Source organism: Synechococcus sp. WC101, from assembly GCF_047461555.1.
Taxonomy (GTDB): Bacteria; Cyanobacteriota; Cyanobacteriia; order Thermostichales; family Thermostichaceae; genus Thermostichus.
Genome location: NZ_JANSHG010000062.1, coordinates 1 through 12,768, shown reverse-complemented (window position 1 = coordinate 12,768; position 12,768 = coordinate 1). Strand labels below are relative to the sequence as shown.

General features: G+C 62.6%; 13 protein-coding genes. 8 read left to right on the top strand and 5 right to left on the bottom strand.

The genetic code is table 11. The features are described 5' to 3' along the window. Both NW809_RS05980 and NW809_RS05975 read left to right on the top strand, forming a co-directional pair. On the top strand, window positions 1-817 hold an 817-nt coding region (locus NW809_RS05980), incomplete at its 5' end, for a hypothetical protein (RefSeq protein WP_414401728.1). 6 nt (window positions 818-823) lie between these two features. Continuing rightward, window positions 824-1,303 carry a bis(5'-nucleosyl)-tetraphosphatase gene (locus NW809_RS05975; RefSeq protein WP_414346716.1) on the top strand — a complete coding sequence of 160 codons (480 nt, stop codon included), beginning with the start codon at window positions 824-826 and terminating at the stop codon, window positions 1,301-1,303. A gap of 23 nt (window positions 1,304-1,326) precedes the next feature. On the opposite strand, the gene NW809_RS05970 is transcribed toward NW809_RS05975, so the two are convergent. Beyond that, window positions 1,327-1,863 (bottom strand): hypothetical protein, encoded by a 537-nt coding sequence (locus NW809_RS05970; protein WP_414401727.1) that lies wholly within the window; start codon window positions 1,861-1,863, stop codon window positions 1,327-1,329. Window positions 1,864-2,010: 147 nt separating this feature from the next. Between NW809_RS05970 and NW809_RS05965 the strand changes: the two genes are divergently transcribed. After that, window positions 2,011-2,994, top strand: a complete 984-nt coding sequence (locus NW809_RS05965; protein WP_414346712.1) for an acetyl-CoA carboxylase carboxyltransferase subunit alpha — start codon at window positions 2,011-2,013, stop codon at window positions 2,992-2,994. A gap of 9 nt (window positions 2,995-3,003) precedes the next feature. Here the strand turns inward: NW809_RS05965 and NW809_RS05960 are convergent, their stop codons facing one another. Continuing rightward, on the bottom strand, window positions 3,004-4,767 hold the full coding sequence (locus NW809_RS05960; protein ID WP_414401726.1) for a phospholipase D-like domain-containing protein: 1,764 nt from the start codon (window positions 4,765-4,767) through the stop codon (window positions 3,004-3,006). A 157-nt stretch (window positions 4,768-4,924) separates the two neighbouring features. Between NW809_RS05960 and NW809_RS05955 the strand changes: the two genes are divergently transcribed. The 3 genes from NW809_RS05955 (at window position 4,925) to NW809_RS05945 (ending at window position 7,506) form a co-directional block, all read left to right on the top strand. Then, a complete protein-coding gene (locus NW809_RS05955; protein WP_414388979.1) occupies window positions 4,925-5,476 on the top strand; it encodes a fasciclin domain-containing protein in 552 nt (183 codons plus the stop codon). A 57-nt stretch (window positions 5,477-5,533) separates the two neighbouring features. Next, entirely contained in the window at window positions 5,534-5,710 is a 177-nt protein-coding gene (locus NW809_RS05950) for a hypothetical protein (RefSeq protein ID WP_011430963.1), read from the top strand. Window positions 5,711-6,003: 293 nt separating this feature from the next. Then, window positions 6,004-7,506 (top strand): DUF697 domain-containing protein, encoded by a 1,503-nt coding sequence (locus NW809_RS05945; protein WP_414401725.1) that lies wholly within the window; start codon window positions 6,004-6,006, stop codon window positions 7,504-7,506. 51 nt (window positions 7,507-7,557) lie between these two features. Here NW809_RS05945 and NW809_RS05940 read toward each other — a convergent pair whose 3' ends face one another. The 3 genes from NW809_RS05940 to infC form a co-directional block, all read right to left on the bottom strand. Beyond that, window positions 7,558-9,489: a serine/threonine-protein kinase gene (locus NW809_RS05940; RefSeq protein ID WP_414401724.1), complete on the bottom strand. Its 1,932-nt coding sequence runs from the start codon at window positions 9,487-9,489 to the stop codon at window positions 7,558-7,560. Between the two features lie 126 nt (window positions 9,490-9,615). After that, the gene (bcp, locus tag NW809_RS05935) at window positions 9,616-10,080 is read right to left on the bottom strand and encodes a thioredoxin-dependent thiol peroxidase (RefSeq protein ID WP_011430959.1); all 465 of its coding nucleotides are present in this window, start codon (window positions 10,078-10,080) and stop codon (window positions 9,616-9,618) included. A gap of 15 nt (window positions 10,081-10,095) precedes the next feature. Further along, window positions 10,096-10,653, bottom strand: a complete 558-nt coding sequence (infC, locus tag NW809_RS05930) for a translation initiation factor IF-3 (protein ID WP_011430958.1) — start codon at window positions 10,651-10,653, stop codon at window positions 10,096-10,098. A gap of 296 nt (window positions 10,654-10,949) precedes the next feature. Between infC and NW809_RS05925 the strand changes: the two genes are divergently transcribed. Together NW809_RS05925 and NW809_RS05920 are read left to right on the top strand one after the other, a co-directional pair. Beyond that, window positions 10,950-11,216, top strand: coding sequence for a hypothetical protein (locus NW809_RS05925; protein WP_011430957.1), 267 nt, complete (start codon window positions 10,950-10,952; stop codon window positions 11,214-11,216). A gap of 9 nt (window positions 11,217-11,225) precedes the next feature. Beyond that, window positions 11,226-12,638, top strand: a complete 1,413-nt coding sequence (locus tag NW809_RS05920) for an aspartate ammonia-lyase (protein ID WP_041438484.1) — start codon at window positions 11,226-11,228, stop codon at window positions 12,636-12,638. Window positions 12,639-12,768: the final 130 nt, after the last annotated feature.

The window sequence follows — 12,768 nt, the reverse complement described above, 5'->3', positions numbered from 1 at the left end:
GCCCGAAGCGCTCCTGCCCTCGGTGAGCTTTCATCTAGAGGCTGATCCCAGCCGCTACCGCGTCCTCTCCTCAGAACGGGTAACTCTGGCGGGATCCCCTGTCCAGCATCTGCGTTTAGAGCCTCTCCAAGAGGGCCAGGTGCGGGAGCTGTGGCTGGATCCGGAGTCGGGGCTGCCGCGGCAGGTGCTCTTGTTTTTGTCGGGGGTGTGGGGACAGGCCTATGCCCTGATAGGGTTTGCGGCAGTGCCGGATCCCCAGGCAGGGGTTAGCTACTGGCTGCCGGAGAGCACCCGCATCAATTTGGCCTACGGGTTTTGGACGCTGGAGGGCCTGACCCGCCGCCTGTTCAGGGGATCCCTTTCCATCCGGCACGACTACCAGGACTACCGCATCCTGCCGGAGGGGGTGCAGCTGCGCTTTTTGCCCTCGCAGCCGCCGGTGGATGCGCCGCCGGTGGTGGCCGGCCTGCCGGAGAGCACGCCCCCAGTGGAGCTAGGAGATGTGCAGGTTTTGGGGGTGGATGAGCAGGGAAACCAGCAATTTAGGATTGGCCTAGGCCGACGCAGCGAGGCCAAGACCCCCTTGGAAGACCGCATCGCCGCCTTTAACCTCACCCGACCGGCCAGCCGCAACGCCCTTACCCAGATCGATACCCTAGCCTTCTTGCCTTTGGGGAGCAGCCAGTTGCCTATCTACCTCTTTCAATTCGACACGGGTCGCCCTCTCTATCCCCTGCAAGGGGTGGAGCGCCCGCGGGTGGATCCCAACGGGGTTTTCGATCCCAGGCCGCCCGCCATCAAACTCTTTGGAGACTAGCTCCCCATGCTGACCGATGCCGCCTACGGCGTAATCCCGATCCTGCCCCTCCCGCCCGCCCAGGGATCCCATCTCTACCTGCTCATCCAGCATCAGAAGGGGCACTGGGCCTTTCCCAAAGGCCACAAAGATGAGGGGGAAAGCGACTTGGCGGCAGCCCAGCGGGAGTTGCGGGAAGAAACCGGCCTAACCGACTACCAGCTCCTGACCCTGCCCGGCCAGCCTGGCCCTTTGACGCTGCAAGAGGCCTACACTTTTATAGATCCCGAGGGAAACGCGGTGGCCAAGACCGTCACCTACTACGTGGCTCTGCTGCCACCCCAGTTTCCTCCCCCTGAGCTGCAGGTGCAGCCAGAAGAGGTGGCCGCCTACCGCTGGTGCTCCTACCCCGAGGCGTTGGAGCAGATCAGCTTTGAAGAAAGTCGCCAGCTCCTGCGCCGCTGCCAAGCCCATTTGGAGCAGCTTTGGCAGGCAGGAAAGTTCTAAATTTCGGGCAGCTTGAGTTTCCTTCACCGCTGGCCCGCTTGTCCTTGACCGGGGAGAAGGGGCAACTCCAGGGCCGGGTTCTCCAGGCGGGTCAGCTCCCAGCGATAACGCTTCCGCCGCTGCCAAGTCAGCCGGAAAGGCTGCTCCAGGGCGTTTACCTGATCCCGCGTCAGGTTGGCCAGAGGGCCGCCGGATCCCTCGATAATAAACCAGAGGGTGGCTTGGCCTTGATCCCCAGAGCCGAGCTGCACCTGCATCTCCTGCGGCCGGATGCGCAGGCGCAAGAACTGGCCGAAGATCTCGCGGCTGTAGGCCAGCGCCTGCTCTTTGTCCAGGCCCCAGCCGTCGCGATAAGTGTCGGCCACTAAGGTTTCTACTTGGGCCCAATCTCGCCGTTCTACGGCTTGCAGCAACCTCTCGGTGTGGGCTCGGATTTGCCGCTCCGGCTGAGCGTAGTGCCAAAAGGCGCCCCCTGCGATGCCCAGGACGACGGATCCCACTAGCCCCCAGCGCAGCCAGGGGGGAAGGGGGGCAGAGGAGGAGTGGGAGGAGGAAGACACGGGTTTAAGCAGAGCCAGAAAAGGGCCTTCTCTAGCTTAAAGAATCTGGATGTGAGAAGATCAACTTCCAGCCCTAAGCGGGCTGCCACCCCAGAAGCTGGGGCAAGCTGTCGCAGCCGCCAGATCCCAACGCGAATGCCGACCGGTATGACCAAGCCCACCGATCGCCTGCTGCTGGAGTTTGAGCAGCCTGTTGCCGCCCTCGAACAGCGCATCCAGGAAATTCGCGCCTTGGCCGAAGAAAACGACATCGACGCCTCTGAGCAGATTCGCCAACTAGAGGCCAAAGCCGAAGAGCTGCGCCGCGAGATCTTCAGCCAGCTCACCCCCGTAGAACGGCTGCAGGTGGCCCGCCATCCCCGCCGCCCCACCACCTTGGACTACGTCCAGACCATCTGCGACGACTGGTTTGAGCTGCACGGGGATCGCCACGGCCAAGACGATCCGGCCATCGTCGGCGGCCTGGCCAAACTGGGGGATCAGCCGGTGATGATCCTCGGCCACCAAAAAGGCCGCGACACCAAAGACAACATCCACCGCAACTTCGGCATGCCCAACCCCGCCGGCTACCGCAAAGCCCTGCGGCTGATGGAACATGCCCACCGCTTCGGCCTGCCCCTATTGACCTTTATCGACACGCCGGGGGCCTACCCAGGGGTTAAGGCAGAAGCCGAGGGCCAGGGGGAAGCGATCGCCACCAACCTGCAGACCCTGTTTCGGCTGGAGATCCCCATCATCTGCACCGTCATCGGCGAAGGGGGATCCGGGGGGGCTTTGGCCATTGGCATTGGGGATCGCATCTTGATGTTTGAGCACGCCGTCTATTCGGTGATCTCGCCGGAAGGCTGTGCGGCCATCCTTTGGAAAGATGCCAAGAAAGCGCCGCAAGCAGCGGCAGCCCTGCGCATTACCGCCCAAGACCTGCTGCAGCTAGAGGTCATTGACGAGATCTTGCCGGAGCCGGTTGGCGGCGCCCACCGCGCCCCCCTGGAAGCTGCCCAGACGCTGAAAGAAGCTCTCCTGCGGCATCTCAAGGAGCTATCTGCTCTGAGCGGGCGGGAGCTGCGGGAGGAGCGCTACCAGAAGTTTCGCCGCATGGGGGCCTTTCTGGAGCTGGCTCAAGAGAGCTAGACCGGATCCCTACCAGGTGACCCGATCCCGCAGTTGCTCAATCCGGGCCGTCCCGATGCCCTTGACCCGCTGTAGATCTTCCAAGGAGGAAAAGGGACGGGCCTCGATGATGCGCTGCGCCAGGGCCGGGCCAATGCCGGGCAACTGCTGCAGCTCTGCTGCGGTGGCGGTGTTTAAGTTCACGCGGGAAGCTTGCGGGGTAGCCGGCTGGGAAGGGGATCCCCTGTCAGGAACGGAGATCACCTCGACTTCCAGCAGCTCCGGCTCTGCTTCAGATGAGGAGAGGGCGACGGGGACAGGGCTGGGGCAGAGGCGGGCTCTCTCTTCCGCCTGTTGCTGCAGGCGGCGGCTGGGGCCAAAGCGGGCCTCAGCAATGAGCCGCTCGAACTCGCGCACAAAGTGATCCACCACCCGCTCATTACGGATGATCAAAAGGTTTTCGTCGTTGATGTGGTTGGCCGCCATTGACCAGTTGTGGGATCCGGTGATCACCGTGGCCTGAGGAGTGCCGGGATCGACGATGGCGAACTTGTGGTGCAGCTTGTCTCCCGGGGCGAGGTTGGGCACGCCCACGGATGAAGCGGGCACTGTCCAAGGCAGGCGGGCCGCGTCCACCCGGCAGTTTTCGTCCGGGAGCAGCAGCCCCCACATCTCCAGGGTGCGGCTGTAGTCGCGAAAGGCAAAGCCGGGATCGAACACGCCGCGGATCAGCACGTTGCGCTCCTGGCGCAGTTGCCTGAGCTGGTTGGCAATGCCTGAGTCCGTAAAGACGAACAGGGCCAGATCCACCTGCTGCTGCGCTTGGGCCAGGGTGGCCGCGATGATGCCGTTGGAAGTGGCCTCGTAGGGCAGGGAGCGGCTGCTGGGAGAAAAATGTACCCCCACGATGGCATCGCCAAGGTAAACCGTCTCCAGGGGACGCTTGAGCTTTTGCACCCCGAAGCGGCTGTCGGGCAACCCTCCCGGCCCATCTCCCCACATGAGGTTGAACTCCTCGGTGTAGAGGCGAGCCAGCTCGGGGCTATCCAGCAGCAGCAGGTGGTTGGCGTTGCCCACACTGCCGGGGGCATCGAAATCCCCGTGGATATCGGAGAGGGTAAAATTGGCCGATCCGGTCAGCACCCGCTGCCCGTCGATAATCACAAACTTGTGGTGCATCAGGCCGCTGCCCTTGGAGCCGTCGGCGGTGTCGTCCAGCCAGGGCACCTGCCCCCCATCGAGCAGGGCATAGACATCCCGCGTGGCGATCTCTTCTGGGGAGAGGCGCCCATCCCGGTTCACATCCACCAAGTTGCGGTACTCCTCGTACTTGCGGCGGCTGCGCTCGTCCAACGCCCGCACTTCGGCAGGGGTGAGCTGGTGCCAGGCCCGCACATAGGTATTTTCGGTAATCACCCGCACCGGGATCCCGGCCTGGCGCCGCTCGGCCAGGGCCTGGGCAATCAGGGGCAGGTTCAACTCTTGCACCGCCACATCCAGCGACTGCTGGGCGGAGCGGATCTGGGAGAGGATCAGCTCCTCCAGGTTGTAGCCGTAGCGATAGACCTGGCGATAGGGATCCCGATAGGTGCTCTCGCGGCTTTGGTTGAACGCCACCCGGATGCGGGGGTGCTGCGGCAGAGGGGCCAGGGTGGGCAGCTCTGGCTCTTGGGGATAAGGCCGAGGTCGGGGGCCCACCCAGTAGCCAATGGCCACCAGGAGCAGCAGCAGGGCAGCCCAGGGCAGCCAACGACGCAGTTGCCGCCGCCAAGATGGGATCCCGATCCCGTTCATCCCCTTTCTCCCCTCCAGCAACCACACCCAGAATACCGAACTTTACCGTAGCCACTTCTACGCAAAAGTGACCCCTGCTCTGCTCTAGGGCCACCCGTGCGAGAACGGCTTTTGACCCTAAGATGGAGACGAATGTTTTGAGTTATTAACTTTTGTTATGAATCGCAAAGCCCTCACCCTTGGACTGACGGCGGCCACCTGCTTGGCCTTAGTCGGTTGTGACAGTTCCAGCAACGATACAGCCATTGCCCTGCCGACGCCCACTCCGACTCTCTCTCCCAGCCCTACGCCGCTGCCCAATATCGTCGCCGTTGCCGCTGCTAACCCTAACTTCAGTACCTTGGTGACGGCCCTGCAGGCAGCGGGCTTGGTGGGGGCTTTGCAGCAAGAAGGCCCCTTCACGGTCTTTGCTCCCACCAATGCTGCCTTTGCCGCTTTGCCCCCTGGCACGGTGGAAGCCTTGCTGCGGCCTGAGAACCGGGCAGAGCTGGTGCGCATTCTCACCTACCACGTGGTTCCCGGCTTGGCCCCCTCCAGCGCCCTCAGATCCGGCCAGCAGGTGACGACTTTGCAGGGATCCCCTGTCACTGTCACCCTTCTTGAGGGCGGACGGATTCGCATCAACAACGCCAACGTGATCACCGCGGATATTCAAGCTGCCAACGGCATCATCCACGTCATCGACACCGTCTTGATCCCACCTCGCTAAGGCTTCAGGCATTATTAAGAAAGAAGATCAAGTCCGGCAGTGATTGGGAGGCCCAGCGTGGAACGGCCCAAGTGGGTAGCCATTATGACGGGAGCTTTGGCCATTGCCCTGGGGGTGGGCTATTTGTTGTTGGTGCAGCTATTGGACTACCGGGGGGGCGAGTTTTTGCCAGCGCCGCTGGAGCCGCCGGCGGTTTTGCCAGGGATCCCTGGCCTTTTTGGCCACTTGGGCTGAGGGCAATCTCGATTGGCGTTTTCTGTCTTCAGCTTCTGGTTTTGCCGGTGGGTAGCTGTTCCTAAACAAAGCTTCTTGCAAAAACTGTATGCCCAGCTACAGCTAGCCCTATGCTAGAGAAGCGGCTGCGGAGCCCGCTTGCGCCGGGGTTGCCAGCGGAGAGGGTTCAGCCGTCCTAAATTCGCGAACGCTTCTCTCGCCTTTGCAGATCTCTAGACTAGATAGATCTTCAGGGTTTGCCTGGGGATCAGGATCTGTTCCCGATTGGGCATTTGGGCAAGCTGTGGGTTGGCATGGTGTTGTCGCGCTCCACTTGGCTGTGGTTGTTGACGGGGCTGGGCTTGGCGGCTCTCAGCCAATACCTGCAATGGGTTGAGGGCATCTACAGCTTTGTGGCTCCCTATTCGGTGCCGCTGGCGGATCTGGCGGTGGCCGGCATCCTGGGCGGAACAGTGGCGGCAGGGCTGGTGGCACGCCATTGGTGGCAACAGGTTCGCCGACCGCAACAGGATCCCACCCCAGCGGCCAAGCCGCGGCGGCGGGTTAAGTTGACGCGGGATCAGGTGCAAGCAAATCTGCAGGATGTCGATTGCCTTATCCAGAAGCTGCAGGACGACATTAGCCGTCGCGCCTTGCAGGCCAAGGCGCGGGAGATCGATCGACGGCTGGCCCAGGAAGAATTGCACCTGGTGGTGTTCGGCACCGCTTCTGCCGGCAAAACCTCTCTCATCAACGCTCTGCTGGGGCAGCCTGTGGGGGAAACCGCTCCCACCCTGGGCACCACCCAGCAGGGATCCATTCACACCTATCAACTGGAGGGCTGGAGTGGCCCCATCTCCCTCACCGATACCCCTGGCCTGCTGACCATCGGCGGCGCCGGCGAGGCGGAGGCCCGCGCCCTGGCCCAGAAGGCGGATCTGTTGATTTTGGTGGTGGCCGGGGATCTGCTGGCCTCAGAATATGCCGAGCTGCTCGAGCTGGCCCGGCTGGGGAAATCCACCATCCTGGCCCTTAACAAGACGGATCAGATGTTGCCGGAGGAGGTGGAGATCATCTTGGCCCACCTGCGCCAGCGCACCGCCGGCGTCATTCCCCCTGAGCAGGTGGTGGCCATTGCCGCCGACCCGGAGCCCTTGAAGGTTCGCTACTGCTTCCCCGATGGCTCCAGACAAGAAACCTGGGAGCCGCAGCCCCCCGATACAGGCGCCCTGGTCCAGCAGATGGCCCGCCTGCTGCAGCAAAAGGGATCCCATCTGCGCCTGGCCAACGCCCTGTTGCAAACCCAAACCTTGAGCGAGGCCGTCCAACAGGCCCTGCGGGAAGAGCGCTACCACCAGGGTCGCCAGATCGTGGAGCGGATGCAGTGGGCCACCGCTGCTGCCCTGGCCGTGACCCCCCTTCCGGCTTTGGATATGCTGGCGGGGGTGGTCATCCAGGCGCGCATGATCGGGGAGCTGCATCAGGTGTTCGATCGCCGCATCACCCTGCAGCAGGCTCAACAAATGGCCCACAGCCTGGCGCAAATGATCGTGCAGCTTGGGGGACTGGAGCTGGCCACCCAGGCCCTGGGCTCTGCCCTCAAAGCCAGTCCCTGGATGCTCATGGGGATCCCGCTGCAGGCGGCCAGCGGAGCCTATCTGACGCGGGTGGCGGGGCTGAGCTACCTGGAGTGGCTGCAATCGGGGGATCCCTGGCAAGAGGAGCTCCTGCAAGAGCGGCTCAAGCAGCAGCTTCACAGCCGTTATCCGCTGGCCTTTCTCAAGCAATTGGCTCGCCAAGCCCACTCCAGCAGCTAGCCGAACAGCCCAAGCTCAGCTAGGGCCATTTTAAAAGCAAAAAACCCGTCGCTAGCCCAAAGCAACCCCCTCGGCGGCATGGCCATTCGCCGGCAACTGGTTGAGATCCAACTGCCAAAGCTGAAATTGCTGCGGCTTCCCGGCCTTGGGCACTTGCAGCCAGACCAGTCCCCTTTGCCCCACCTGCAACACCTCGGATCCGACGGGCACGGCCACCTGGGCCAAGGGATACCCCCCCTCGCTATACAGCCAGAGGGAAGAGAACTCCTCCCCCTCGCGACACAGGAGCAGCACGCCCCAAGGGGCCTTGGCCATTTGCAGGGGCCACCCCTTCAAAAACCAGCGGCGCAGCCGCAGCGGGTTGACCTGCACCGAGCAAAGGTGGGGGCAGCATCCCTGGCCTCCTCCATCCCCGCCGGCAAAAAGCAGCCGCTCCCCCAAGCTGAGCACTCTCCCCCTGGGATCCAGGGGTAGGCGATAGCGCAGCGGCTGGGAGCCCGTCTGCGGAGGCCAGGCCGCCGGATAGGGCAACACAGTCATTTCCACCCACTGCCGCCCCAATCCCGCCAACAGCACCAGATGCTCCGAGAGAGCCAGCAAGCGGAGCAGGGATCCCGTTGGCACCTGCCAAGGCCAGCGAAAGTAGCAGTGGAACTCCGGAAAAGGTTGAGCTACGGTTGGCCCAGCCGGCAGCCATTGCACTGCCCCAATTTCTTTGGCAGTGGCCCAGACCAACTCCTGCCGCTCCGCCAGCCAGGTGGCTCGCCAATCCTCCGCAAAACTCAGCAAGGTACGGACGCGCGCGGGACTCAGGTGCAAAAGGTTGCTTTTGGAAAAAGCCAAAGCCTCCGGGAAGCTCGGCAAGGGCAGCACTTGCTGCAACGGTTCGGCCAAGGAGAAACAGGCCAGAGGCGGCGCTCCTGAGGCAAGGGTCTGCAGATCCAGCCACTCCAGCCGCTGAGGGGTTACCCGCAACAGCAGCGGGGATCGGGAGCCGCTCGGATCTTCACAGATGCAGAACTTTTGCTCAGGCAGGGACTCCATCCCGCCCTCGCCAACAAAACCCGGATCCGGCAGATCCCAGACCTGCAGGCCGGGAGGTGACCGCCTGGACAGGCGAGGGCCGACCCAACAACCGGCTGGCTCCTGCCACTCCCGGGCAAAGGTTGCCAGGGCCGAACGCATCTGGGCCGCGGTGCGAAACCGCCGCAGGGGCAACTTGCGCAACGTGATCTCCAGCAGTTCCTGCAGCGGGGCCGGGATCCCTTCCGGACAGACAAACGGCTGGTTGAGGTGGGCGTGCATCAACTGGCTGGGGGAGCCGGAAAAGGGTCGCCGGCCCGTCAACAGCTCCAGGAGGATGATCCCCACCGCGTAGAGGTCAGAAGCGGGGCTGAACTGGCCGTAGAACCGCTCTGGCGCCATGTAGGCGGGGGAGCCGGTGGCAGAGATCTCGCCGGGAGCAGGCTGGGGGTGACGAGCGATGCCAAAGTCCGTCAGCTTCAGTTGCCAACCCTGGGGCGTGGGCTTGAGCAAGATATTCTCTGGCTTGACATCGCAGTGGATTACCCCCTGTCGATGGGCATGATCCAAGCCGGCCAAGATCTGATCCACAAAGCCCAAAACCTGCTTGACCGGCAGCCACAGCCCCCGCTCCACCTGGTCGATCAGCTCCCGCAGCGTGCCCCCTTCGCAGTACTCCAACACCAAATAGCGCCCCTCACGGGCATGTTCGAGGGCGTAGCAGCGGGTGATGTTGGGGTGGTTCAATGTCAGCAGGTAGCGCAGCTCCCGCAGCAGGTTGGGGGTGGGAAAGCGCTCTGCCGGCAGCTCCTTGAGGGCCACCAGATCCCCCCCGTGGCGGGGCCGGGCACAGAACACGCGCCCATACTGCCCTTGGCCGGCCAAACCCAAAATTTGGTAGCTGTCGTGAATCGACTTGGTGGTACGGGTGCGTCGGGACACGGCCCCAGGGGAATCCATACCGGCACTTTGTATCGTTATATCCCCTGCCCGCTCTCTTCTTGTCCTAATCTCGGCACGGGAACGCTGGACACCTAGGCACCTTTGCCGACAGGGCTGCTCCCCCTGCACCCCCCAACAGAGAGCTTAGGAGCCGGTTAACTGCTTGAGCAGCTCCGCCGCGTGAGCCTCCACCTTGACCTTGGTGATGATGGCCTCGATCTTCCCCTCCGGATCGATGACAAAGGTGGTGCGGTGAATGCCGTTATAGACTTTGCCCATGAACTTTTTCGGGCCATAGACGCCGTAGGCGCTGGCCACCTTGGCCCCCTCGTCCACCAGCAGCGGAAAGGGAAGCTGCAGTTTTTGGGCAAACTTTTGGTGGGAACGGGCGTCGTCGGCGCTCACCCCCAAGACGTGGATCCCGTGCGCCTGATACTCGGCGTAGGCATCGCGAAAGCCACAGGCTTCTCGGGTGCAGCCGGGAGTGTTGTCCCGCGGGTAGAAGTAGAGCACCACCCGCCGGCCCCGCAGCTGGCTCAGGCTGACCAAATTGCCCTCGGCATCGGGCAGGGTAAACTCCGGCGCCGGATCCCCAACAGCAAGAGCCATAGACGGGATCCCTCCTCAGGTGGATTTTTTGGGGGAGAGGATCATCGTGATGTTTCGCCCTTCCTTTTGGGGGGGCTGCTGCATTTCCGCCACGCCTTCTAGGTCTTTGAACAAGCGCTGCAGCAACTCTTCCCCCAACTCGGCGTGCTGGGCCTCGCGACCGCGAAACATCACCGTGGCTTTTACCTTGTCTCCATCCCCCAAAAACTGCTGAGCGCTGCGCAGGCGGACGTGGTAGTCGTGCTCGCCGATGTTGTAGCGAAACTTCACTTCCTTGATCTCGGCGGTGTGTTGTTTTTTGCGGGCCTCCCGTTCTTTTTTCTCCTTCTCAAACTTGAACTTGCCGTAGTCCATGATGCGGCAGACGGGAGGATCCGCCTTGTCGCTGACCAAAACCAAGTCCAGATCTTTTTCTTCGGCCAGGCGCAGGGCTTCGCGCGGGCTCATGATCCCCAACTGGGTGCCATCGGTGTCGATGAGGCGAATTTTGGGGAAGCGGATGCGCTCGTTGATGGCCGGCAGCTCTGCGCGCTGCTTGCGGGGCAAGCGGTCAAGTGGACGTTCTACGGACAAGTTTTCCTCTCTGTGAACAACAACCTGGATGGTAGTACTCAGAGAATAGCAGCCTCTTTTGCGCCGTTGCTGGCCGACGGACTTGCACCCCCAAGTGGTCTATCGGCCAGGAGGGCAAGGCATGCTGCACCTATACTAGCCGGCATTTTTTGTTTTCTTCTAGGGGTTCGCCGACCCACTGGAAGGAAGAAGGATGCTGGATTGGGGCAGCAACCGCGGTAGGATAACCAAAGTGGCGCTCCTGCCGGTGAGAGGGCAGGGGGGGGCTTGTTTTCCGGTTAGCAGGGAGGGCAAAAGTGGTGCAGCTCGGTTTAACGGAACGGGAACTGAAAGAGTTGGCCCAAAAGTCGGTGCAACTGATCCTGAGCCCGCGAGAAGGAGATAGCGAGGCGCTGGCTCAGTACAAAGCCTCGGCCGAATTCCGGGCAGGAGTTCATCTGGCCTGCGCGGCCATGGTGCTCGTCTTGGCGGAAAACAACGAGCGGATTAGCCAGCAGTTGGCTGCTCTCCAGGAAAAGGGATCCCTACCTCTACAGGAACCTTCCCAAAAACCTGCCAGCTAGAGCTGTGCCATGGTTCCAGAGACAGACCCACTGCAAGTGCGCAGCGAGCGGGACGCGATGGGGGAGCGGCAACTGCCGCAGTCGGTGTACTACGGCATCCAAACCGCCCGCGCCCTGGAGAATTTTCCCATCAGCGGCCTCAAGCCGCTGCCGGAGTACGTGGAGGCCTGCGTGCTCATCAAAAAAGCGGCGGCGGAGGTCAACGGCGAGCTGGGCTGCATTCCCCCCGACGTGGCCAAGGCCATTGTCCAAGCGGCAGACGAGATCCTCCAGGGATCCCTGCGGGATCAGTTTGTGGTGGATGTGTACCAGGCCGGGGCGGGCACCTCCCACCACATGAACGTCAATGAGGTGTTGGCCAACCGCGCCCTGGAGATCCTGGGAGAGCCCAAGGGGCGCTACGAGCGGGTCAGCCCCAACGACCATGTCAACTACGGCCAATCCACCAACGACGTCATCCCCACCGCCATTCGCCTGGCGGCCCTGCTGCGGGTGCGGCGGGATCTTTTGGGCACGCTGGACAACCTGGTGGCAGCGCTGGAGCAGAAAGCACAGGAGTTCCACGGCATTCTCAAGGCGGGCCGCACCCATTTGCAGGATGCTGTCCCCATAAGGCTGGGAGATAGCTTCGGCGCCTATGCGGCCATCTTTGCCCAGCACCGCCGCTGGATCGAGGAGGCCAGCCAGGCTCTGGGCAGCTTGGGGCTGGGGGGCAGCGCCGTCGGCACCGGCCTCAATACCCATCCCCAGTACCGGCAAAAGGTGGTGCAACGGCTGGCAGAGTACACCCAGTTGCCCCTTACCCCGGCCCCCCATCCCATGGCGGCGATGCAGAGCATGGCCCCCTTTGTGCACCTGTCGGGATCCCTGCGCAACCTGGCCCAAGATGCCATCAAAATGGCCAACGACCTACGCCTGATGGATTCCGGCCCCAAGACTGGCCTCAAAGAGATCCAACTGCCGCCGGTACAGCCCGGCTCCTCCATCATGCCCGGCAAGTACAACCCGGTGATGGCCGAGATGCTGAACATGGTCTGCTTTCAGGTGATCGGCCTGGACACCGCCATTCTCCTCGCCGCCCAGGCAGGCCAATTTGAGCTCAACGCGATGATGCCGCTGATTGCCTATAACCTCCTGCATAGCTTGCAGATCCTCAACAACAGCCTGCGCGTCTTTACCGAGCGCTGCGTCCGCGGCATCACCGCCCAGGCGGATCGCTGCCGCAGCTATGCTGAGGGGACGCTGGCTTTGGTGACTGCCCTCAATCCCTACATTGGCTACCTGCAGGCGGCAGAGGTGGCTAAGATCTCCCTGGAAACCGGCAAGCCCATCCGCCAGATCGTGTTGGAGCGCAACTTGATGAGCCCGGAACAGGTGGCCAAGGCGTTGAATCTGGAGGCGATGAGCCAGATGCGCTCTTAGCCCCTCCGCGAAAAGGGCAATTAGCCCTCTCGCCTGCCCCTTCCCCCTAGACTAAGTAAGACTCTCCTTTGCCAAGGCAGGCCATGACCGGAGAACGACTGAGCTTGCGGACGAAGCTGGCCTATGGGGT

Coding starts and splice junctions, on each gene's coding strand:
- NW809_RS05975 (WP_414346716.1), top strand. CDS start 824: ATGCTGACCGATGCCGCCTACGGCGTAATCCCGATCCTGCCCCTCCCG.
- NW809_RS05965 (WP_414346712.1), top strand. CDS start 2,011: ATGACCAAGCCCACCGATCGCCTGCTGCTGGAGTTTGAGCAGCCTGTT.
- NW809_RS05960 (WP_414401726.1), bottom strand. CDS start 4,767: ATGAACGGGATCGGGATCCCATCTTGGCGGCGGCAACTGCGTCGTTGG.
- NW809_RS05955 (WP_414388979.1), top strand. CDS start 4,925: ATGAATCGCAAAGCCCTCACCCTTGGACTGACGGCGGCCACCTGCTTG.
- NW809_RS05945 (WP_414401725.1), top strand. CDS start 6,004: ATGGTGTTGTCGCGCTCCACTTGGCTGTGGTTGTTGACGGGGCTGGGC.
- NW809_RS05940 (WP_414401724.1), bottom strand. CDS start 9,489: ATGGATTCCCCTGGGGCCGTGTCCCGACGCACCCGTACCACCAAGTCG.
- bcp (WP_011430959.1), bottom strand. CDS start 10,080: ATGGCTCTTGCTGTTGGGGATCCGGCGCCGGAGTTTACCCTGCCCGAT.
- NW809_RS05920 (WP_041438484.1), top strand. CDS start 11,226: ATGGTTCCAGAGACAGACCCACTGCAAGTGCGCAGCGAGCGGGACGCG.